This window comes from Paenibacillus sp. AGC31 (assembly GCF_057334655.1).
The window spans coordinates 63,262-86,556 of sequence record NZ_JBHFJH010000003.1; the positions used below are offsets into that span (position 1 = coordinate 63,262).

The 23,295-nt window shown below is 46.8% G+C and carries 25 protein-coding genes; all 25 read right to left on the reverse strand.

Annotated features, from left to right (window positions below; genetic code table 11):
• Positions 1 to 62: 62 nt before the first annotated feature.
• The 25 genes from ACE04G_RS03145 to ACE04G_RS03265 all read right to left on the reverse strand — a co-directional run bounded on the left by ACE04G_RS03145 (position 63) and on the right by ACE04G_RS03265 (position 23,219).
• The gene (locus tag ACE04G_RS03145; RefSeq protein ID WP_221820334.1) at positions 63 to 485 is read right to left on the reverse strand and encodes a DUF2487 family protein; all 423 of its coding nucleotides are present in this window, start codon (positions 483 to 485) and stop codon (positions 63 to 65) included.
• A gap of 152 nt (positions 486 to 637) precedes the next feature.
• On the reverse strand, positions 638 to 817 hold the full coding sequence (locus ACE04G_RS03150; protein WP_017687723.1) for an IDEAL domain-containing protein: 180 nt from the start codon (positions 815 to 817) through the stop codon (positions 638 to 640).
• Positions 818 to 840: 23 nt separating this feature from the next.
• Positions 841 to 1,347, reverse strand: a complete 507-nt coding sequence (locus tag ACE04G_RS03155) for a gamma carbonic anhydrase family protein (protein ID WP_091028957.1) — start codon at positions 1,345 to 1,347, stop codon at positions 841 to 843.
• A 44-nt stretch (positions 1,348 to 1,391) separates the two neighbouring features.
• A complete protein-coding gene (locus ACE04G_RS03160; protein ID WP_221820332.1) occupies positions 1,392 to 2,510 on the reverse strand; it encodes a hypothetical protein in 1,119 nt (372 codons plus the stop codon).
• 232 nt (positions 2,511 to 2,742) lie between these two features.
• The gene (locus ACE04G_RS03165) at positions 2,743 to 3,342 is read right to left on the reverse strand and encodes a histidine phosphatase family protein (RefSeq protein WP_221820330.1); all 600 of its coding nucleotides are present in this window, start codon (positions 3,340 to 3,342) and stop codon (positions 2,743 to 2,745) included.
• A 43-nt stretch (positions 3,343 to 3,385) separates the two neighbouring features.
• Positions 3,386 to 4,021, reverse strand: a complete 636-nt coding sequence (locus ACE04G_RS03170; protein WP_076209924.1) for an anti-sigma factor family protein — start codon at positions 4,019 to 4,021, stop codon at positions 3,386 to 3,388.
• Positions 4,018 to 4,611 (reverse strand): RNA polymerase sigma factor, encoded by a 594-nt coding sequence (locus ACE04G_RS03175; protein ID WP_036607662.1) that lies wholly within the window; start codon positions 4,609 to 4,611, stop codon positions 4,018 to 4,020. The genes ACE04G_RS03170 and ACE04G_RS03175 overlap by 4 nt, the downstream gene beginning before the upstream one ends.
• A gap of 726 nt (positions 4,612 to 5,337) precedes the next feature.
• Entirely contained in the window at positions 5,338 to 6,432 is a 1,095-nt protein-coding gene (locus ACE04G_RS03180; protein ID WP_017687717.1) for a prephenate dehydrogenase, read from the reverse strand.
• Between the two features lie 26 nt (positions 6,433 to 6,458).
• The gene (gene hisC, locus ACE04G_RS03185) at positions 6,459 to 7,559 is read right to left on the reverse strand and encodes a histidinol-phosphate transaminase (RefSeq protein ID WP_221820327.1); all 1,101 of its coding nucleotides are present in this window, start codon (positions 7,557 to 7,559) and stop codon (positions 6,459 to 6,461) included.
• Positions 7,560 to 7,645: 86 nt separating this feature from the next.
• Positions 7,646 to 8,452 (reverse strand): tryptophan synthase subunit alpha, encoded by an 807-nt coding sequence (gene trpA / locus ACE04G_RS03190; protein WP_047843555.1) that lies wholly within the window; start codon positions 8,450 to 8,452, stop codon positions 7,646 to 7,648.
• Positions 8,449 to 9,648, reverse strand: coding sequence for a tryptophan synthase subunit beta (gene trpB, locus ACE04G_RS03195; protein ID WP_405117901.1), 1,200 nt, complete (start codon positions 9,646 to 9,648; stop codon positions 8,449 to 8,451). The genes trpA and trpB overlap by 4 nt, the downstream gene beginning before the upstream one ends.
• Positions 9,645 to 10,346, reverse strand: a complete 702-nt coding sequence (locus ACE04G_RS03200) for a phosphoribosylanthranilate isomerase (protein ID WP_449003580.1) — start codon at positions 10,344 to 10,346, stop codon at positions 9,645 to 9,647. The genes trpB and ACE04G_RS03200 overlap by 4 nt, the downstream gene beginning before the upstream one ends.
• A 35-nt stretch (positions 10,347 to 10,381) precedes the next feature.
• Complete coding sequence (trpC, locus tag ACE04G_RS03205) at positions 10,382 to 11,170, reverse strand: indole-3-glycerol phosphate synthase TrpC (protein ID WP_405117902.1); 789 nt, start codon at positions 11,168 to 11,170, stop codon at positions 10,382 to 10,384.
• Positions 11,160 to 12,200 (reverse strand): anthranilate phosphoribosyltransferase, encoded by a 1,041-nt coding sequence (gene trpD, locus ACE04G_RS03210; protein WP_091034830.1) that lies wholly within the window; start codon positions 12,198 to 12,200, stop codon positions 11,160 to 11,162. Before trpD ends, trpC begins: the two co-directional genes overlap by 11 nt.
• A gap of 68 nt (positions 12,201 to 12,268) precedes the next feature.
• Entirely contained in the window at positions 12,269 to 13,837 is a 1,569-nt protein-coding gene (trpE, locus tag ACE04G_RS03215; protein ID WP_449003579.1) for an anthranilate synthase component I, read from the reverse strand.
• A 731-nt stretch (positions 13,838 to 14,568) separates the two neighbouring features.
• Positions 14,569 to 14,946 carry a chorismate mutase gene (gene aroH / locus ACE04G_RS03220; protein ID WP_036607677.1) on the reverse strand — a complete coding sequence of 126 codons (378 nt, stop codon included), beginning with the start codon at positions 14,944 to 14,946 and terminating at the stop codon, positions 14,569 to 14,571.
• Between the two features lie 5 nt (positions 14,947 to 14,951).
• The gene (gene aroB / locus ACE04G_RS03225; protein WP_221820321.1) at positions 14,952 to 16,046 is read right to left on the reverse strand and encodes a 3-dehydroquinate synthase; all 1,095 of its coding nucleotides are present in this window, start codon (positions 16,044 to 16,046) and stop codon (positions 14,952 to 14,954) included.
• Position 16,047: 1 nt separating this feature from the next.
• Complete coding sequence (gene aroC, locus ACE04G_RS03230; protein WP_221820319.1) at positions 16,048 to 17,217, reverse strand: chorismate synthase; 1,170 nt, start codon at positions 17,215 to 17,217, stop codon at positions 16,048 to 16,050.
• Positions 17,218 to 17,395: 178 nt separating this feature from the next.
• Positions 17,396 to 18,190, reverse strand: a complete 795-nt coding sequence (locus ACE04G_RS03235) for a CheR family methyltransferase (RefSeq protein ID WP_047843560.1) — start codon at positions 18,188 to 18,190, stop codon at positions 17,396 to 17,398.
• A 25-nt stretch (positions 18,191 to 18,215) separates the two neighbouring features.
• On the reverse strand, positions 18,216 to 18,659 hold the full coding sequence (gene ndk, locus ACE04G_RS03240; RefSeq protein ID WP_017687704.1) for a nucleoside-diphosphate kinase: 444 nt from the start codon (positions 18,657 to 18,659) through the stop codon (positions 18,216 to 18,218).
• 154 nt (positions 18,660 to 18,813) lie between these two features.
• Positions 18,814 to 19,788, reverse strand: a complete 975-nt coding sequence (locus ACE04G_RS03245) for a polyprenyl synthetase family protein (protein WP_017687703.1) — start codon at positions 19,786 to 19,788, stop codon at positions 18,814 to 18,816.
• Positions 19,789 to 20,131: 343 nt separating this feature from the next.
• Entirely contained in the window at positions 20,132 to 20,752 is a 621-nt protein-coding gene (locus ACE04G_RS03250) for a UbiX family flavin prenyltransferase (RefSeq protein WP_221820317.1), read from the reverse strand.
• Positions 20,753 to 21,619, reverse strand: coding sequence for a UbiA-like polyprenyltransferase (locus ACE04G_RS03255; protein ID WP_449003578.1), 867 nt, complete (start codon positions 21,617 to 21,619; stop codon positions 20,753 to 20,755).
• A complete protein-coding gene (locus ACE04G_RS03260) occupies positions 21,612 to 22,340 on the reverse strand; it encodes a demethylmenaquinone methyltransferase (protein ID WP_017687700.1) in 729 nt (242 codons plus the stop codon). Before ACE04G_RS03260 ends, ACE04G_RS03255 begins: the two co-directional genes overlap by 8 nt.
• A 15-nt stretch (positions 22,341 to 22,355) precedes the next feature.
• A complete protein-coding gene (locus ACE04G_RS03265) occupies positions 22,356 to 23,219 on the reverse strand; it encodes a heptaprenyl diphosphate synthase component 1 (RefSeq protein ID WP_221820310.1) in 864 nt (287 codons plus the stop codon).
• Positions 23,220 to 23,295 lie beyond the last annotated feature (76 nt).

The following is a 23,295-nucleotide window of genomic DNA, read 5'->3' on the forward strand; positions in this document are numbered from 1 at the left end:
AAGGTTCAATTGTAAGCGTTATTAAAAAAATGTTGTAAAATTGTCACATTTGTCGCCAAAAACTATTTTTTCCACAACTCTCGTATTTTCTCCCCTATAAATCTCGCAATCCCCTCTTCTCCGACCTCACGAGTTAACACGGACCGACTCAAAACCAAATCAGCAGCTGGAATTTCCATGCCATTCAAATGACCATCTGATGACATAATAACCACATATTTGAATCCCGAGGATTTAAGCTGTGCGGACAAGGAATTTAATGTCATTGACAATTCCGAATTAGCATAATGAAAGGCTGGATAAGTCATGATTCTCCCTTTGAAAGGAATTTCGACCAGATCCAGAAAATCTCTCAGCCGCTCCAATGCCTCGGTAGCTTCAACTGGCGACTGCTCACCGCTAAGAGCTGTGTATGGAATAAGGCATGTATCCAGATAGAGTTGCAGTTCAGCCCAGCTGTCTTGAGTCATCTCACTGAATTTCAATTCCCTATATCCCCTCTCTATCCATTTTATTCCCATATTATATATGACCATATCTTATAAATCCAGACATTCATTTTGGAATTACACATATCAAAAAAGGAAATACGCCTCTGCGCATTCCCTTTTATCTCAGAAAGGAACTATTTTGCCTATCAGTTTATGGTCCTCAGTTCATCCGTCAGACTCCGGAAAGCTACTTCGTCTCCGGTAGCTAACGCTTTATCGATTTCCAAATAGAGTTTCTCGCTGCGCTGTTTGCGAAGCGCTTCGTCCCACACCATCTCAGCTGCCAGCCCCAACATGACTTCATACGTAACTTTCATTTTATCCAATAGGATGCACCTCCAAAACGGATTTAAGAGCTCCTATATTCTTTTCCTTTGGTAACATAACCCAGTGAAGTTCTGGACATCCGCTCCAAATCGGCATCAGTCAGCTCACGTATCACTTTGGCAGGTGTCCCCAAAGCAAGAGTATAGGGCGGAATTTTACTATTCTCAGTAACAACAGAACCGGCTCCAATCAGCGTATATTCGCCAATGTCGGCTCCATTCAGCAGAATGGCTCCCATGCCGATTAATGATCCTGTTCCAATACAACACCCATGAATGATCGCTGTATGTCCTACTGAAACATCATCTCCCACAATCAAAGGTTGATCAGTATTGACATGCCCGACAACGTTATCTTGAATATTACAGCGCTTTCCAATGATAATAGGAGCCAAATCAGCCCGCAGGACTGCATTGAACCAGACGGAAGACTCTTCTCCCATTCTCAAATCACCGATCAGTTTTGCACCTTCAGCCATATATACCGAAGAGTGTAACTGAGGTTGTAGACCTTTGTATGGAATTATCATTATTATCACTCCTTAATTTGGGAGTGATTTTAGCAACTTGTCCTTCATTTGTCAAACATAATGGGTGTAATGTCTCCTGAGATGGAGCGACAGGATACAGCAAGACGAGTGCCCCAAGCTGTCATTTGTATAGTCCGGCCTTCCTCATGTTCCCCAATACGAACCATGCCAAGATGCAGCATCATTTTAACAATTCTGTTATCATAGATGGCATCGGCCGTATCATAATAAAACGGCTGAATGAATGGACCGATCTGACGAAACAGCGACTCGGCAGTTGACCATTCTTGGGCACATTCGCCTGTCCAGTACACAATAGAGGACAGATTGGGAATAGCACCTTTATACAATCTTAACCAAAACCTAAATAGCTGTATCATTTCGGCTGTTTTCTCAGCTCCCAGCTTGTCTTCTCCAGCTGGTGATAACTTCAGCGTGCCTTGCTCCTCACGAACCAGCCGATGGTGAAATGCATAGTCGTAGAGAAGTGCGAAACGATCCGGGTAATCCTTGAAGGAACGGCCATATCCGAATCTCCATCCACCTTTGCCCACCAATTCCTCACTAATGTGCAGGTGCTCCATAATCTGCTGTTGAGAGCGACGGTACATCATGCCTTCAGCGTTAAGGGCAATCTCGTGCTGCTGGACAAACTGCAGGAACAACTTGAGATCATCCGCTAAGAGATGATACTCATCCCGATACATGGGTGGTTCTGTTGTTTTGGTAATCCCTGCTCGCAGATGTGTGGATAACACATCCCTGAATCTTAGTTTCAGATCCTGGGGTACCTGATACAAATACCTGGTCTGCTGCGTTGTTCCATTGAACAACCATCCACTCTTATTGAAGCGAACAATGAGATCACGCGGACTCGCGCCTGCCTCACTCTCCTTTTTGTCCATCGATTGACGGGCTATGGCAATGAGTTCTTCCATACCATAATACTGGCGAGGGTCAAACAACAAGTTGTTCAAAAAACGCTGATCTGCTTGATTCAGTTGACGTACCTGCTGCTCAAAAAAGGGTCTGCTGCCCAATGTAGTGAGAATACTCTGGATGAGTTCATGTTTGGAATTGGGCTTGCATTCACATTGGTAATAGTCTGCTATTCGATTAAGCTGGCCAATATCGGCAAAAGTAAGCATATCCGCTAGATTCATGGGTCCATCGCCTCGCCCGTTAACTACTTCGACTGCTGATTCGGAGCCTGAAATAGTTTGGTTTTGTAAACATCGTTGACGGAATTCCCATAATCTAAACCTCTTTTTGGAAATCTTTTATGTTTTAAAACATACTATGCCTCAAGTTGGTCAATCAGAAGAAAAATGAGAGGTTTGAAATCATATAAAGTCTTATTTCCCCATAAAACGCAAAAAAACAACCCAAGTTAGCTTACTCAGGTTGTTTCGCTGTGTCCAAAGACAGATGTCGTGTGCAATTATATAACAGCGGACTCCAGTCATCACGTTCCTTTTCCAGGATCGTCAGTGACAGGTTTCCAATACGTTCTGTATAGCGATCTTTAAACAAGGCTGTTAACAGGTTGGCTAAGAAAGCTCCGTGAGTGACAATGAGTACGTTTTGATCTGGATAGGCAGACCATAGATCTTCCAGAAACGCCAGTGCACGAATCTGGATATCCGCTATCTGCTCCTGCCCCAAATCTAATGTCTCCCAGGATTTGCCCCAGCGGGCAACCCGTTCTTCTGAAGTCAGACCTTCAATCTGACCAAAAGCCCTTTCTTTCAACCGTGCGTCCGGCTCAAGCAAAGGTACATTCAACAGCTTGGAGATAATCTCCCCTGTTTCCTGTGCCCGCGATAATCCACTTGTGATGATATAGTCCCATTGGTATTCTTCCGTCAGCAGACGTCTTCCCAGGCGCTCTGCCTGTTCACGACCTTCTCCATTCAGAGGAATATCCGTCTGACCCTGTATACGGCCCGCCGCATTCCAGTCTGTAAGACCGTGACGAATAAGCCCGATTCGCACTTACATCCCTCATTTCTCCACACGGCGAACGAAAGGTTATTACCTATGCACTCGCACCTTGTTTGCGTTTATTCGTTGTTCGATGCATACGTCCAAGAGAAAATAACGCCATTCCTATTGCAAGTAAAGAGAGGGCCATCCAATACTGTGGATAAGCAGGTCCCATGCTCACAACAAAAGGTTCTATGATACTTCCTCTGTCCGCTCCAGTCATGTTGTACTGATACATTCCAGAGGACGATGGTCCGCTTCCGGCAACCCCTGTCTCCAGAATACCCGTAGCAACAACCTTGGTTTGCTCAGCTTCTGATACGTCTGGCTTAAACATTGCCATATACAGAAAGCTGCATAAAAAAATAGCCAGGAACGCGGCGATCCACAAAGACATATGCTTGCGGATCACAGCAGAGAAACGATTAACCTTTACCTCTTCCGGCAGAAGCCATGGAGACTCCGCGTAGATCCGGTCCATCACGTTACGGTTCACTCTCTCTGCCTGTTGTTCTGTCACTGGAACCGGAATGCTGTGCAGCAAGATCTGAGCTTCTTCCCAGACCTCAAACTGCTCGGAGCACTCATCACAACCAGCGAGATGAGCATGAAATGCAATCCGCTGAGGATGAGTTTCCGGCAAGTCCCAAACCAGTGCAAACAGTTCCTGGGCTTCATTGCAATTCATCGGTTCTTCATCCCTTCATATGGCTCGTACACCGGTTCGAAGAAATAAGGTTCCAATTGAGTTTTTACGCTTGATCTTGCTCTGAATAATAGCGATTTCACAGAACTGACGCTCTGCCCAAGAATATTCGCAATCTCTTGGTAGTCTAGTTGATCATACTCGCGGAGTATAATCGCAGAACGTTGCTTCTCTGGCAAATTGTTAATCGCATCCCTAACCAGCATCACCCGCTCGCTACGTAGTACAGCATACTCCGGTGTATTCTCCGAAGGAGCAACGGGAACAATCCCGCTCTCTTCAAGTGGGACATTTCCGCTGCGCTGTTTGCGAAGCTCACTCAGTACCGTATTTCTCGCAATGGTATATAACCAGGTTGAGAATGAGGCATCCACCTCACGGAAAGAGTGCAGACTGCGGAACGCCTTATAGAAAGTCTCAGAACAGAGATCTTCCGCAAGCAGCTCCATATTGGAACTTTTCAACATATGATATACGAAAGCCAGTATTTTACGCTGATAACGACTCATCAGCTCGGAATATAACTCCAGGTTACCTTCCTTGATCTCTCGAATCAACTGGGAATCCGTCATTTGAGTGCGACCCCTCCTCGCCCATCCATGTGCTTCTCCCCGTTCGACTCTATCCATGTATTACCGAACAGGCACAAAAAAGTTGCGGTTCTCACCGCATATAAACAGCGTTCAGCGCCATAACTGGCCTTCCCGCCAAATTCCCCTATGTAATGGCAATTTCCCCAACGTTTCTACATTAACAGTATTTATTGTACAACGGTCTGCATCATCCTGGCAAATCCATTGGTATCCACAGAACCCGACCTGTCATTCATATGCGGTCATTTTCACGTTCATGACTTCATTTTGCTCCTTTTTGGCAAGCCTTGCTTATATAGACGGACGACATACTGAAAAGGTTACAGAAATGTGATATTTTTTTGATCTAAGGTATCCTAACAGATTAAGGAGGGAGATGTAAATAGAGGATGTAAGTTTAAATGTAACTATTAACATATCAATGCCTTTCCCATAACTTTTTAAGACAAAAAAAAGACCGCTTACATAAGCGGCCATTGCTCACGTGGAGCAATACAGTTATTGGATAGGAGTGGAGAGAAACCATACTGTACCCTTATTATATGTATACGTTTTCATTTTGTCAACACTTTCAGTAAAATTGTTTGAATTAATTATATCTTTCGGTAATTCAGGATAATACATCCTTTTTTTCGTGACTGAAAATCAAATAACATACTCCAATATAACCTCACAAAAAAGAGGGCTTTCGCCCTCTTTCTCGTCTTATATCCACACTTGATAGCCTAAGGAATCCAATAACGTCTTGGCTCGTTCCATATCTTCTTCCTGACGGAAAGACAGACGCATAATGCCCGGCACATCCACCCGGTTTTCGATAATCTCCAAGTTGCTCAAGTTGATGTCATTCGCCCCAAGCTCAGTTGCGATCTTACCGATCATACCCGGTGCATCCTGGACATCAGTATACAGATCAAATAACGGAGAAATCATGCCTTTGCGTCGTTCTGGTAATATACTGCGGAACTCGCGGGCCTGACGGAATGCCTCCTCTATACCTTCACCGTTCTTATGCTCCAACATATCCGTAAAGGCCGTCATCTGGCTATTCCAGTCCTTAAGCAAGCCCAGCAGTACGTCACGGTTGCTAAGCAAGATATCTCTCCACACAATCGCATCACTGGACGCAATCCGGGTAATATCCCGGAAACCGCCTGCAGCCAGCATTTTATACAGTGGATTCGACTCATTATACTCACGTACCTGATTCACCAGCGCAACAGCAATAACATGTGGCAGATGACTAATCGCCCCCACGATGTCATCGTGCAGCAGGGGCTCCACACGCACGATCTGTGCCCGCGTATACGCAAGCAGCTCTGACAGCCTGCTGTAGGCTTCCTCAGGTACATGTTCTGAAGGGGTTAAGACATAGTATGCATTCTCAAACAGCACAGCTGAGGCCGCATCTACGCCTGCACGCTCCGACCCCGCCATGGGATGACCACCAATGAAGTAAGCGTCAGTCAACCGCACATGCTCGGCACAAGCGGCAATGGAAGCTTTAGTGCTTCCTACGTCCGTGATGATACATCCTTTTTTCAATGGCAGCTTGGAGAGCTTTTCGAAATAGGATTCAAGCAAACCTACGGGAACGCACAAAAAAATAAAGTCGGCATCCTCTACCGCTTCTTCCAGAGAGAGCGTAGCATCATCCACTACACCGCTCGCTATGTACTTGTCCTTCAGTTCATCCAAGTGGGCGTAACCCATCACGGTTACATCTGGCTTGCCTTTGAAGCAGAGCGCCAGTGAACCGCCGATGAGTCCTACACCAATCATTGCAATTTTTAGTTTCATGGGTCCTCACTCTTTCATCGCCAGTATTAAGGGCGTGCTACCGCCTTCTCAGCCAGCGTGTTCTCCAGTGCCGTGACAAATGCACGGTTCTGTTCTGATGTTCCGACGGACACACGAATGTAAGTTGGGTATACGTGGAATCCTGAGCGAACGATAATGCCTTGTTTGAGCAAGGATTGGAACGCATTTGCCGAAGGCATATTCAGGTCAACCATAATGAAATTACCCTGTGAAGGGAAATACGACAATCCGAGCCGTGTAAATTCATTTTGCAGGTAATCCCGATCCGTTGCATTCCGCTTCGAGCACTCTTGAACAAAATCCTGATCCAGTAGTGCGGCGGTTGCCGCAACTTGTCCAAAACGGGAGGTGTTAAACGGTTCACGTACACGGTTAATCAAATCAATAATTTCGGGACGTGCAATACCATATCCGATCCGAAGCGAAGCCAAACCGTAAATTTTGGAGAATGTCCGCAGGATGACCAAGTTCGGATACCGTTCGATCAATGGTATACTTTGCGGATATGCTTCATCGGTTACGAATTCATAATAAGCTTCGTCCAGTATGACCATCACATGAGCAGGCACACGGTCCATAAAGGCTGTAAGTTCCTGCTCGGAGATAATCGTACCTGTCGGATTATTTGGATTACACACCCATACTGCTTTGGTTTTGTCGTTAATTTGCGCGAGCATCGCGCTCAGATCATGCGTGCCATCTTTCAGAGGCACTTCGATGGACACGGCACCCTCAATATCTGCATTGCTTTTATATACAGAAAATGTCTGATCTGCCATGATGGTCTCGTCACCCGGCAAGAAGAAAGCTCTCGTGATCAAAGCAATAATCTCATCGGAACCACAACCAAATATTAAGTTGTTCCGTTCAACGCCAAGATGCTTGGCAAGAACTCCCGTCAGCTCAACCGAGCTACCGTCTGGGTATATGCTTATATTCGTCATTTCTCTCGTAATGGCTTCCAGGGCGGCAGGAGAACTGCCGTACGGGTTTTCGTTGGAGGCCAGCTTGATGACTTGTTCAAGCCCCAGTTCACGTTTCACTTCTTCAATCGGTTTGCCCGGCTGGTACACAGGCAGATTGACAATCTGGGATTTCGGTTTCAACCCGACCGCCTCCTGTTATTGAAATAATGTTAGACACGAATCAGCGTGCACCTCACGTGTCCAAAAGATGTCCTTTCAGGACATCTCTATCCCTTTAATTGTGCCACAAAGTTGCGAATTTGCAACAGTCCCGCTGCACGCGTATCCGGATTTTCAAGCAGAGGAATCGCATCTTCCACTTGACGAACAATGGCACTACCTACAACAACGCCATCGCAGATGCGGGAGAAATGGGCCACCTGCTCATGACTGGAGATACCAAAACCTACTGCTACAGGGAGGTCTGTCAGACTTTTCACCGTCTCAATGAAGCTCTCTACGCCATCAAAGAAAGAAGCTCTCTCTCCGGTTACGCCAAGAGAAGATACACAATAGATAAAGCCCCTCGCGCCCGTTACAATCCGCTCAATCCGGGCATTAGATGTAGGTGCAACAAGCGGCACCAGATGCACACCAGCACGATTTGCGCGTTCTCGCATCTCTTCCGCTTCCTCAATCGGCAGGTCAGGAATGATCATGCCACTAATATCGTGTTTGACCAATTCATCAAAGAATACATCCAGTCCTGTCTGCAATACCGGATTATAATAGGTGAACAGTACAAACGGCAGTTTCACACCTGCCTTACGAGCATTTGCAGCAGTTTCCATAACAGTACGAATGGTAATCTGGCTCTTCAGCGCACGTTCGGAAGCGCGTTGAATGACTGGGCCATCTGCAAGCGGATCGGAATAGGGAACACCCAGTTCCAAAATGTCCGCTCCAGCCTGTTCAAGCTCCTTGATGATATCAATCGTTGTATCCACATCCGGGTCTCCCACGGTTAAGAATGGAATAAGTGCCGTGCGATTCTGTTCCTTCAATTGCTGGAAGGTCTGGTCCATCAGATTCATCCCAAGTCACCTCCCGTGTATTTCATGATGGATTCAACATCCTTATCTCCACGTCCCGACAGACAAATGACTACAATATCATCTGCTGTAAGTTCAGGCGCCAGTTTGACAACTTGGGCTACCGCATGTGCAGACTCCAGAGCAGGAATGATTCCCTCCGTCCGACATAGAAGTTGCAGGGCATCCAGTGCTTCCTGATCCGTGATCGGTACATATTTTGCCCGTTCAATATCCTTGAGATAGGAATGCTCCGGACCAACACCCGGATAATCAAGTCCGGCCGAGATGGAATGTGCTGGCTGAACCTGCCCATACTCATCCTGCAACAGGTAACTCATAGATCCCTGGAATACACCATGTGTACCTTTGGTCATCGTTGCAGCGTGATACTCGGTTTCGACCCCTTTGCCTGCGGCTTCAACACCAACAAGCTTCACATCCTGATCACCGATAAATGGATAGAACATACCGATCGCATTACTTCCTCCACCTACAGCTGCTACAATTACATCCGGCAAACGCCCTTCGATCTCCTGAATCTGACGACGGGTCTCATCACCAATCACACGTTGGAAATTCCGCACCATCATCGGATATGGATGAGGACCAACCACTGATCCCAGCACGTAGAATGTATCCTCCACATTGCTGACCCAGTAGCGAAGTGCTTCATTACCAGCATCCTTCAGTGTCCGTGTTCCAGACGTAACCGGAATCACTTCTGCTCCAAGCAGCTTCATCCGAAATACGTTTAACTGTTGACGCTCTGTATCTTCTTCGCCCATAAATACTTTGCATTCCAGTCCAAGTAATGCGGCTACAGTTGCCGTTGCAACGCCATGTTGACCTGCACCCGTTTCAGCAATAACTTTCTTTTTGCCCATCCGTTTGGCAAGCAAACCTTGTCCAATGGCGTTATTAATTTTGTGTGCGCCTGTATGATTGAGATCTTCACGTTTCAGATAAATTTTCGGTCCGCCTAATCGGCGTGACAATTGCTCTGCATGATACAATGGCGTTTCACGTCCAGAATACTCGCTTAGCAGATAGTTCAGTTCCTTGTTGAATTCCTCATCTTCAGAGAAGTGGCTATATGCCTCCTCCAACTCTATGAGTGCGTTCATTAGTGTCTCAGGTACAAAGCGGCCTCCGAAGTGACCGAAACGCCCGTATTGATCCGGCAATTGATGTGTCATGCCTGCTTCACCCTTTCTACGAATGCTGTAATTTTGGCAATATCCTTCACACCTTTAGTCTCAACTCCGCTGGATACATCGACGCCGAAAGGTGCATATGTCTGTATTAGTTGTTGTACATTGTCCGGCTGCAAACCTCCTGCAACGAACAGAGCAATTTCGCGACTTTTTGCCCATTCAGCATAGGCGGGGATTCGCTCCCAGGCAAACGTTTTCCCGGAGCCCCCTCCATATAGAGGATCATGGGTATCAAGCAATATCGCATCCACGAATTTATCGTAAATATCAAGAGCCCTTATGGCTGCTTCATCAGCTTCCGGTCCCGTTTCATCTTTGGGAAAAGAAAAAACTTTGAATACTTTGGCACTCCACCGCTGCTTCACCTGCTGGCAAAATTCCGCAGACTCCTGTCCATGCAGTTGAATAACATCCAGGTGAGCAACCTCCATAATGTGTTCCAGTTCATCGAGCGTAGGATTCACAAATACACCCGCAAGCTTCGGCCGATCATAGGTAGACCATTCGAACAGCACCGTTCTTAATGCAGCAGCCTGCTCGGGTTCGATTCGGCGGCGTGATTTGGCAAAAACAACACCAATGTAATCCACAGGCAAGTTTATCATCGATTTTAGCACTTCAACGTCCTGAAGTCCACATATTTTTACGGCCGCTGGCAGCGGGTTTCTCAGTTCTGACATACTGTCGCCTGTGCCATCGTGTATGGAAGTATTCATCATTTGGGTCCCATCAGATCATATACAGCCGCCTCGACATCATCCTTGCGCATGAGATGCTCACCTACGAGAATACCGTGAACGCCGGCCTGGATCAGAGGTACTGTTGATTCTGGTCCGTCAATACCACTTTCGCTAATCAAGGTAACGCTACTTGGAATCAATTCCATCAAATCCAGTGTCGTGTTCAGACTGGTTTCGAATGTTTTCAAATTCCGATTATTGATGCCCACAAGGGTTGCCTGCGGAATCTCCAATACCTGCTCCAGTTCTGTTCGATCATGGACTTCAATCAAGGCATCCAACCCCAAGCTTTTGGCAAATTCCAGATATTGACGAATCTGTTCAGGTGTCAGAATGCTGGCAATCAGCAGTATTGCATCTGCACCCAGTAATCTGGCCTCGGCAATCTGTCGTTCATCTATAATAAAATCCTTGCGTAATAGCGGAATGTTCACCGCTTGATGAATCGCCTGCAAGTACTCGTTGCTGCCTTGAAAATACGACACATCCGTTAATACGGAGATGCAGTCAGCACCCGCTCGCTCATAAGCGGCAGCAATCTCTACCGGATGAAAATCCGGACGAATTAACCCTTTGGACGGCGAAGCCTTCTTCACTTCAGCAATAAGGCCGAGTTTGCGATTGCGTCTGCTTGATAATGCTTTTTCAAACCCCCGAGTTGCGGGTAGTTGTTCGATTTTTTGGATAGCTTCATCCATGCGAAATGTCTGTGCAAGAACTTCAACTTCTTTATGTTTGGTTGCAACGATTCGATCAAGATACATGACTGTACGCCTCCGTTGTATGAATTAACTGTTCAAGCTTCCCGGCAGCTTTGCCCGAATCTACCGCTTCTGCGGCAAGTGTTACCCCTTCAGCAATGCTATCTGCAAGACCGGATACATAGATGCACGCTCCGGCGTTCAACAGAACGACATCACGATAGGCACTCTGCTCACCCTGGAAGATCCTCTTAATAATTTCGGCATTCTGTGCCGCATCTCCTCCAAGTACCGCTTCGAGCGGATGCAGAGACAAGCCCATATCACGTGGATCAATATCATAGGTGTGCACTTCACCATTGCGAAGTTCAGATACCTGAGTCGGTGCCGAGATGCTAATTTCATCCAGACCATCATGGCTGGCCACAACCAACGCTCTTTTGAGACCAAGACGATTCAGTACTTCAGCAATCATCGGCGTCCGGGAACGATCATACAGGCCAAGTAGTTGGCGATCTGCTCCCGCAGGATTGGTTAATGGTCCGAGCATATTGAAAATGGTGCGAACTCCCAGCTCTTTTCTTGGTCCTGCCGCATGTCGCATGGAAGGGTGATATACCTGGGCAAAACAGAAGCAGATTCCGATATCATCCAGACATTGTCTGGCCTGCTCCCCGTTCAGATGGATATTTACACCGAGTGCCTCTAATACATCTGCACTACCCGCTTTACCTGAAGCTGAACGGTTGCCATGTTTGGCGACCCGAACCGAAACGGCCGAAGCAATGATGGCGGATGCTGTGGAAATGTTGAATTTGTGAATACCCGATCCACCTGTTCCACACGTGTCCAGCAAACCGCTGCCATCCGTTAGAATTCGTCCACCCTGACCACGCATGGCTTCAGCAAAACCGGTGATCTCATCCACCGTTTCCCCCTTCATCCGCAGCGCCATCAGCAAACCTCCGATTTGAGCCGGCGTTGCCTCACCTCTCATAATCGAGTACATCAAATCTCTTGCTTCGGCTTGCTCCAGATGGCTGCCCTCCAAAATCTTCGCCAGGCCATTCTTCATGCCTTCCTCACGAGTAATTTCAGCAATGGGGGTTACAGGGTTCTCATTCATTATTGGGTTTATGTTCATCTCCGGTCTCTCCTCTCTCAGTTCTTAGCGGCCGCTGGTGTGACAAAGTAGTCTGCATTCGCCAGTCTCAACGTGCTGTCCTTTTCTTTGGCAGGAAACATTGCTTCTGCTGTTCGAATCGCTTTGAGCAACGCTTTAGCTTTGTTAACCGTTTCCTCATATTCATTCTCAGGTACAGAATCCCATACGATTCCCGCTCCGGCCTGTACATAAGCTTTTCCTTTTTTGAAAATAATCGTACGAATCGTAATACAGGAGTCCATGTTACCCGAGAATCCGAGGTATCCGATTGCTCCTGCATAAGCACCCCGTGCCTCTTTCTCCAGTTCCGCGATAATCTCCATTGCTCGCAGTTTCGGTGCACCGGATACGGTACCCGCTGGCAAGCAAGAGAGGAATGCATCGAAGAAATCCTTATCTTCTCTTAGCTCGCCCGTAACATTGGATACCATGTGCATAACGTGAGAATACCGTTCAATCTCCATGAACATGTCACACTTCACACTGCCGAAGCTGGATACCCGGCCCAGATCGTTACGCCCCAGATCAACCAGCATCAGATGCTCCGCGCGTTCCTTCTCATCCTGGAGCAGATCAGCAGCGAGTGCACGATCTTCCGCTTCTGTTGCCCCCCTTGGACGTGTACCTGCAATCGGTCGTGTCTCCACACGATTCCCGTCCACCTTGACTAGCGCTTCTGGTGAGGTTCCCACGATAATCTCATCATCCATTTTGAGGTAGTACATATAAGGTGATGGATTCAGGGTCCGAAGCACACGATACACGTGAAGCGGAGAAACTTCCGTATCAATGTGGAAACGCTGGGATAATACCACTTGAAAAATATCACCTGCGCGAATGTAATCTTTGGCTTGCTCCACATTACCGATAAACTGCTCTTTCGTGAGGTTGGAGCGGATGTCCCCCAGCTCCACGTCTCCCGGAATGGAACGCGGATTCAGGTTCTCCCCTGGTCCTTGCTGTTGCAAACGTTCTGCGGCCTGCTCCAGCTTCTCCGAAGTCACTGCATACGCTTGACGTATCTCGTCATCCGTTGCACCTTCCTTGACGTGTACATTACCAACGAGCAGCATCTGCTGCTTCACATGGTCAAACACGATAATCTGGTCACAGAACATAAAACGAATGTCATCCATATTCAGGTCATCCAGCGCGTGAGCTGGAAGTTTCTCATAATAGGACAGCAGATCATATCCGAAGAAACCAATTGCCCCACCTGTGAATGGTGGCAGTTCATCATCTTTTGGACTGCGGTACTTACGCAGCAGTGCTTTCAGTTCTTCGATCGGTTTGCCTGGCAATTCACGAGTCTTCCCTGCTTCTTCTACAACAATCCGGCCTTTCTTGGCCGAAATCATCAGGAACGGATCTGTACCGATGAACGAGTATCTCGCCCATTGAATACCACCCTCTACACTTTCCAGCAGGAATGCCCGGTCGTTGTCAGCATAACGGCGGAATATTCGAATCGGGGTCTCCATGTCTGCCAAAATCCGTTTGACTACCGGAATCAGATTATACTCATTCGACATTTTCAGTACTTGATTAACGTTTGGCGTTATCATTAGATCACGTCCTTTCAGATTTAGGTAAGTTCAACTAAAGAGGTTTACACTGAGCACTCCAATGACAGAACAACCTTCCGATCGCTGTTATCCCCAGATTTTTTTGATTCCCTTTCAAAAGGGAAAATCAGGGGATAGCGTATGCTTCCGATGTAGCTTTCTTTCAGAAAGCTTTTAGGCGAACGCTTCGCTTCTTCACGTTATTTCTGTCCTCTCCGTTTTTGTGTAAAAGTTTAGTTGAACTTATAGGTGTAGAAGAAACAATTCAATATACAAAAAAAACCTCTACCATCAGGTAGAGGTTTGGTTATAAGCTGCATTTAACAGGGTGATGCTTCATAAATAACAAGTCCCTATACTTCGCTGTCGGATTATTCACAGGTCACTGAATTGATGCATCTCACATCATCCAATTCGGGAAAATATATCAGTTATAACACTTCAACTACTCATTCCAACATTTCATAAAATATAGGAAAGTGCATTGATTGTGTTTGTACCAAAATATATCAAAACAAAAGGTGTCTTATGACACGTTTGTTTTCCCTGTTCCTGTTACCTATTCCGTAGCACGACGTACCGTGAATCAGTTGACCGGTTTCTGTTGCCCCGGTTACCACCCACTGGACTCTGCTATATACTCCACTAGCTCAGCTGCTCTCAGCTCAATCTCTACTCTACTCAACTGGTTCTCACTATACATCATTATGATCGGTTTGACAACCCACTACTTAAGAGCCAGAAGGTGTTGCCAAATCCGGACGTAATGCCTGTGCACCGTTCAGATACACATGGTTGATTTCATTCTGAGCTTTGTTTGTGTTCACATGCACCATGAAACGAATGCACTGCGCCAAGGCACCTTTAACAGGAACCTCCAGTGCACACATTAGTGGTACAAGTTCCCAGCCATCCAGTTGGCGAATAGCTTTTGCCGGGAATGCAGCATCCAGATCCCCAGTTAACGTAATCCACACACTGCAGATATCTTCCGGTTGGATCTCATTGCGATCCACGATCTCCTGCAACAATACAGCCGTTTCCTTCAAAATCTGTTCTTCGTTGTTCTGCGTGACTGTTGTAGCCCCGCGAATTCCCCGTGTGACCATTGCTGTCATTCTCCCTTCCTGAGCGTTTCAATGACGTCCCGAACTGCCGACACAGGTACGTCCTTCACAATTCTTGCAGCCCCAATCCGATCAGGAATGATAAACACCATATGACCTTCACGGAACTTTTTGTCATGCATCATCGCTTCCATTAATGCATCCGTGTCGAGATGCGCAGGCATCGTTGTTGGAAGGCGAAGTGAACGCAGCATGCGGACCGTATCTTCATAGAGCCCTGCTGGCGCACCAAGCTTCTCACCAAGCAATGCTGATCCAGCCATACCGATCGAGATCGCTTCTCCGTGCAGGAATTCTCCATAACCGGCAATCGCTTCAATGGCATGACCAATCGTATGTCCCAGGTTCAATAACGCACGTTCTCCATTTTCCCGTTCGTCTCTGGATACAATCTCTGCTTTAATACTACAACCACGCTCCAAGCCGTATCCCAATGCTTCCGGATTAAGCGCAAGCAGTTCTTCCGCATGTTCCTCACACCAATGTGCAAAAGCCTCATCACGGATCAGTCCGTGCTTCAGCATCTCTGACAACCCTGCCGATACATCTCGTGGTGGCAAGGATTGAAGTGTGTCCACATCATAGAGCACTAGCTCGGGCTGGTGGAACGCACCGATCATATTTTTGGCCAGCGGATGATTGACAGCTACTTTACCGCCCACACTGCTGTCATGCGCCAAAATCGTTGTAGGTACTTGAACAAACTTGATTCCACGCATATATGTAGCGGCAACAAAGCCAGCCAGATCACCTACGACCCCACCACCTAGGGCCAGAATCGCAGAACTCCGATCCAGCTTACCTTCGATCGCAACGGTCATCATATCCTGGTACACCGAAAGGGATTTCGATGTTTCACCAGAGGGCACAACCGCCGATACGACTGTATAACCAGCCGTACGCAGCGTTTGCTCCAAACCTGACAAGTATTTGGGAGCCACATTTTCATCTGTAATGATGAGTAACGGACTTTTTTTGGTCAAGCCATATTGCTCAAAATATTGAGGGGCTTGTGCCAATAGGCCGCTACCAATCAGAATCGGATATGAGCGTTCCTCCAACTGTACCGTCAGCTGACGCATATTAGTAATTCTCCAGTTGAGTGTTATAACTAGCAACATTGGCACGGATCTCTTCCATGGAATCGCCGCCGAATTTCTCCAGGAATGCTTTGGCAATTTCCCACGCTACAACATGCTCCATAACCACACTCGCTGCGGGTACAGCACAAGCGTCCGAGCGCTCAACCTGAGCCGTAAATGCTTCTTTTGTATCAATATCAACACTTTGCAGTGGCTTATACAACGTTGGGATCGGCTTCATCACACCACGTACAACGACTGGCATACCGTTCGTCATACCACCTTCGAATCCACCGAGACGGTTGGTTGCCCGGTGGTAGCCGCGCTCGTCCGTATGCATGATTTCATCATGCACCTGTGATCCCCGAATGACTCCGGCTTCGAATCCGATACCAATCTCTACACCTTTGAATGCATTAATGGACATTACGCCTTGAGCGATTCGTGCATCCAGCTTGCGATCGTATTGAACATAACTACCGAGACCAATAGGTACCCCTTCAACGATACATTCCACTATTCCTCCGATGGAATCGCCTTCTTGTTTAATCTGGTCGATGTAGGCTTCCATCTTCTTCTCTGTCTCAGCATCCGTAACACGTACAGAGGAAGCTTCTGTCACCGCGATCAGTTCATCAATCGGAAGGTCCTGATACGGAGCTTCGATCTCTCCAATGCGAAGTACACGTCCAGCTACCTTGATTCCGAATTCAGCCAGGAATTGACGTGCAATGGCACCACATGCCACACGTACCGTTGTCTCACGTGCACTGGAGCGCTCCAGTACGTTACGCAAGTCTTTGAGATTATACTTGAGTCCACCGTTCAGATCAGCGTGTCCGGGACGAGGACGGTGAACGCGACGTTTCTCCTCGTCACTGCCTTCAACCGGCTCAATATTCATAATATTCTGCCAATGTTTCCAGTCGTTATTTTGAACAACCAGCGCTACCGGAGCACCTGTTGTATATCCGTGACGGATACCACCAACGAAATTCGCCTGATCCTTCTCGATCTGCATCCGGCGTCCACGGCCATATCCCTTTTGGCGGCGGTGAAGCTGGAAATTCAGTTCTTCAAAGTCAATCGTCAAATTACTTGGCAATCCTTCAATAATAGCGGTCAATTGGGGTCCGTGCGTCTCCCCTGCGGTTAAATAGCGTAAACTCATAATACGTTCCCCCTTTAAACTGTTAAACTTCACATTGCTAAAATCCCATAATTTCTTTGCTTATTATAGTATAGCTGACCGGCTTTGACAAGAAAGTCGGCTCTTTCTTGTACTTGGTATACAAATAACCGCCTGAACACATGTACATGTGCTTCAGACGGCTGAACAACCATTATCATTATTTTTTCCGATAGAAAAATGTCTCTGCTGTCTCCAGACCATATTGTCCCGGGGAGAAAATCTGCTCCGTACTGCCCACAAACAAAATACCGCCTGGACGCAAACTTGCTGCAAATTTGTGATACAACAGGTTTTTGGCTTCCTCGGTAAAATAGATCATGACATTCCGGCACACAATCAGATCGTACCCATCGTCAAAACGGTCCACCAGCAAATTTTGTTTCATGAACTTGATCGAATTTTTGAGTTGCTCATCAATACGGTATACCAAGCCATCCTGCTTGAAGTAACGGTTCGCGGTTTCCTTAGGCACATCCTTAAGCGAGCGTTCCATATAACGCCCTTCCTTGGCTTTGGCCAATGCACCTTCATCCAGATCACTTGCCGTAATGGAGCTGTCCTTCAAAATACCCATCGTGTCCAAAATCATGGCGAGTGTATAAGGTTCTTCACCTGTTGAACAGGCTGCACTCCAAACTTTAGCACGACGCTTGGAACCCAACAGCTCAGGCAGAATCTCGTCCCGCAGCACTTCCCAACGGTTGGGATTACGCCAGAATTCCGACACGTTAATCGTCATACGATCAAGGAACTCGTAAAACAATGATTTATCTTTCTGCATAGCTTCAAAAAAGTTAGAAAATGTATGAAACCCGTTTTTGTTGCGAAGTGTGGTCAGCCTTCTTTTCATCTGGCCTTCCTTGTATTGAGCAAGATCAATGCCTGTGCTCTCTTTGATTTTACGAATGAATCCGGTGTAATCCGGGTCTAGTAGTTGTTCTTGCTCCAGCATCGTGTATCACCCTTTTGGCTAATAATTACAACCAGGCTGCGATACTCTTGTCGTATACCACCAGTTCATCTGAAGCAAAGAAATTTGCTGCTTCACGGGAAGCACTTTCTGGTGAATCTGCCCCATGAATCAGATTATGTGGTGTGTGGCTGGCGAAGTCTCCGCGAATGGTACCCGGAGCTGCTTCTTTCACATTGGTTTTTCCGATGACGATGCGCGCAAGCGCCACAATATCGTCCCCTTCCCACACCATGGCAAATACAGGCCCAGATGTGATAAAACGAACCAAATCATCGAAAAACGGTTTGCCCTCATGTTCAGCATAATGACGTTTTGCCTGATCCTCAGACATCTGCACCAATTTGCCTGCCACCAACTTAAATCCTTTGTCTTCCAGACGGCTAATAATTCGACCGATCAATCCACGCTGCACACCATCCGGCTTCACCATCAAAAATGTACGATCCATCAGCTCACTCCTCACTCACGGTTCAAAGTTAATCACTATGTAAACGCAATCCCTCTGATTGTAACATACATGTCCAAATCCTCCCAATGAGGAATATCACAGTTCTGTTCATCTTTGGGTGTGAGCAATCCGAGAGTTGAAGGTCATACAAAGTTTAATGCGTACGTTTAACCACAAAATGAGCGATATCACGCAGGTTTTTGGTCGTCTTGATGTTAGGTAGCTGATCGAGAGCATCGAGCGCTTTCTTCATATATCGGTCAGCAAGGGCTTCTGCTTTAGCAATTCCTTGACTTTGGCGAATCATTCCAATTGCATCCGATGCACTTGCCCGTCCTTCTTCATGCTGGACACGGGAAATCTCCTTAAGCAAAGGTTCCCGCAGATCGGATTCTTCCAAGGCATAAAGTACAGGAAGAGTGATATTCCCTTGCTTCATGTCACTGCCAGGTGGCTTGCCAAGTTGTTTCTCGGTACCCACCAGATCAAGTACATCATCTTGAATCTGGAAAGCCATCCCCACATTGTATCCGTACGTATACAGCAGGGAAGATACATGTTCAGGCGCACGTGTAGCCAATGCCCCTAACTGACAGCTAACCGCAATCAAAAGTGCTGTTTTGCGGCGAATCCGCAGCAGATAGTTACGAACACTTTGTCCCGTATTGAAAAAGTCGCGAATTTGCTCCATCTCACCAATGGACATCTGTACCATGGCTTTGGCAAGGATACGATGAATAGCTGGATCGGATAAGCCTGCAGTCATTTCAAGTGCCTTACCGTAGATATAGTCTCCAGTGTACATGGCAATCCGATTATCCCATTTTGACTTCACCGTGGGTTTGCCTCGGCGCGTCTCCGCATTATCAATAACATCATCGTGAACAAGGGATGCCGAATGAATCAGCTCCAGCGGAACCGCAACCAGCTTCAGACGTTCAATGTCGTATGTACCAAATTTCCCGCCAAGTAACACAAAAACGGGCCGTAACCGTTTTCCTCCTGCTTTGAGCAAGTGAAGTGACGTTTCACTCAGCAGCTTCTGTTCTCCTCGAACACTGCGATACAACTCTTTCTCAATGTAATCCATGTCCTTTTTTAACAACCCGAAAATATCCAATAGTTTCATTCGTTCACCCGTATCAGCGTATTGTCAGTCCATAAATTCATGCTTACCTTCCCCTCCAGCAAGTCGGGCCTGCAGGCATTACGAAAAACCCGGCTTACCGTTCTTGCTTGTGTTTTGCTATAAGGTAATCTAACGTATTTTTCTTCTCCGAATGTCATAGCCGACACCCGGAAATTAAACTCTGCGACTTGTTCTGAAACAAAATACAGAAGTTGCCGGAGCATGGGTCAAGACTGTGGTTCATGAAGACTCACCATCAGCACTCACCAATACCCCGGGATTCGGGGGACAAATAAACCGAGCAACACGTTGGCAAAAAACAGCCTTGTATCGAACTCAGTCGTTATCCCCGTTCATCCGGTTCTCCCCATCTTGTAAACAGTTGATGTGGGATGCGCAAGCTATCCAGCACTTTCCCCACCAAAAACAGAATCAACTCATCCATAGTCTGAGGTTTGTAATAAAAAGCAGGCATAGCCGGTATCATTCGTACACCAAGACGAGAAAGCTTCAGCATGTTCTCCAGATGGATTGCATGAAGAGGCGTCTCACGTGGTACGAGGATCAATGTTCTTCCCTCTTTCATCATAACATCGGCTGCGCGAGACATCAGATTATCCGATGATCCCTGCGCGATGGACGAAAGAGTTCCCATAGAACATGGCATGATAACCATGCTGTCGGCCAGATAAGAACCACTTGCAATGGAGGCCCCTATATCACTCACAGGATGATAGATCAGAGAACCGGCACGGTTGCCGAATTTTTCTTCCAGCACCGCGTCCCGATTCGTCACATCCCAGTCCAATTCTTCTTTCAGTACACGCCACCCTGCATTGGATATGACCAGATGAACGTTATATTCCAAATCAAGCAGTGTTTCAATTAATCGAATGCCATATATGCTGCCACTCGCTCCGGTAATTCCGACAACCAGTCGTTTATTGTCCGGCTGCTGCACCATTTATTTCACCGCCAGATCAATCAGAGTGAACGTAAATACAATTAAACTAAGCAAACTGTTCATGGTAAAAAACGCCGTTTGAACACGGCTCATATCATTAGGCGATACAATATAGTGTTGGTAGAACAGAATTCCATACGTCACCAACATGCCTACGCCATACCACCAGCTCAGATCTGTCATCAATAATAACGCAAGAAAACCAATTGCAGTAATCCCATGGAAGAACTTGGCGATCTGCAAGGATTTAACCAAGCCAAAACGGGAAGGTATGGAGTGAAGCCCCTCTCCCTGATCGAAATCCAGATCCTGACATGCATAGATAATATCAAAACCCGCTGTCCAGAACACAATCGTAACGTACAGCACAATCGCTGTCCAATCCATCGTTCCTGTTACAGCTACCCAGCCACCAAGTGGTGCCAAACCAATCGTCATTCCGAGGACAACGTGGCATAACCATGTGAATCGTTTGGTATACGAATACAGTACTAACATAAACACAGCAATAGGCAACAGCTGCATCGATAATACATTAAGATTGGATGAGGCCCAGAATAACAATATAAATGAGATAATGACAAATATAACAACTTCCCCATTTTTCAACAGTCCTGCCGGGATGGCTCTCATCGCGGTACGCGGGTTTTTGCCATCAATCGCTTGGTCAATAATTCGGTTCAAACCAAAAGCCGCACTACGTGCGCCGACCATCGCAAGCAATACCCACATGATCTGCATCCAGCTTGGGAAGGTATCATTCACTACCATAGAGCCGAGAATGGCCCCCATAAATGCAAAAGGTAAAGCAAAAAGCGTGTGTTCAATCTTGATCATTTCTAAAAAGATGCGAATTTTCCTAAACATGCTGATTCTCCTTGGTTCCAATATGCAGTGCCGCTATACCTCCGGTCAGAGGGTAGGCCTGCACTTGTTGTAATCCAGTTTCTGCAAAAATGTCTGCCAGTTCCTGCCTTCCCGGAAAAATGGCCAGTGAGTCCGGCAACCATTTGTACTGCTCAAAACTTTTAGCAAACACTTTGGCAAGATTCGGTAAAACCTTCTCAAAATAAAAATAATAAATACCTTTGAACGGCTGCCATGTTGGCTTGGACAATTCCAGACACACAACCATACCGCCCGGTTTGACCACACGTTTCATCTCAGACAACACTTGTCTGAGATCAGGGACATTACGCAGCCCGAACCCGATCGTCACATAATCAAATGAATTGTCTTCATAAGGAAGTGACATAGCATTTCCCTGTGTCAGGGTAATCTGCTTTTGACGTTGCACCGCATTGATCTTTGTTTGGCCGACCTCCAGCATGTTGCTACTGAAATCAAGTCCGTGCATGTGCCCCGTTTCACTTGCCTCTGCCATAGCAAGCGTCCAGTCACATGTGCCGCAGCACAAATCAAGACCGGTATCGCCTTTGGACATATTCATCTTTTTCATGGTGAATTTACGCCAAGCCTTATGCCTGCGGAAACTTAGAATATCATTCATGACATCATATTTTCCGGCTATACTCTGAAAAACCGAATGGACATATTCTTCTTTCGGTTTGGTCTCTCCGCTCCCCATTCGTCTGTCTCCCCCTCAATCTTCCCTTACTGCCGCATGTGAAGGCTGCAAATATGCCAGGTAAGGCTCTAGAATTGCATGTATCTCATGCAAACCCATCCGCCCTTCCTCGTCTTGCAACAACAGTTGAATGCGGTGTGTACACTCGCGAAGCTTGTCCAGCAAAACCTCGCCAACCCTATGCTTCAGCACCATAGCATTCCATGCACGTGCATCCGGTTCAGACTGACGCAACACATTGCGTTCATCGTCATTACCGTGCTCGTATATGTGCCAGTATGCATAGCAATGAAGATATTGTTTTGCGTCATTCATCCGCTTCAGTTCTTCCACGATCGTTTCGCAGGAGCTGAATTCGGTCAGCAGGCTGTTCCATAATGACTCTTCGTTATGTTGAATCATGCCTGTAAATGAAAGAAACAGCTGCATCCTCAGCTGTACCGTTTCACGCAAGTATTCATCAGCCGAAACGAGAAGCTTCTTCATCCGTTCATACAGCGTCATCTTGCGTGCGTTCACTCCGGATACAGCACCACTGAGTTTGCCAATCATTTCAATTCTGCCCGCTTGGGCAAGCAATTGATAAAAACGGCTACTTAAATAATCCCCGGCGAGTACATTCAACTGGCGTGAACGCATCTCCTGCTCTCTCCGCTCACCGGAAATGGTATCGATTCGATCATGCGTATCCATGGCCAACTGAACGAGCGAAGTTGCAAGAGCATATAACTCTTGATGCACCTTTTCGTCTGTGCGGCCCACAAATACCTGCAACAGACGTGCCCGGCTATCCGGAAATGATGGGATTTCCGTATGTTGTCGAATCATGTCGTAATCCGTATATTTCTTTGCTAGTTGGGGTACGCGATATGAATTCATTCTCAGCCTCCGAGCCTTAACATTGTTAAACTATTTCTGCACTACAATCTTATATATTATAGCATATGTTGAACGG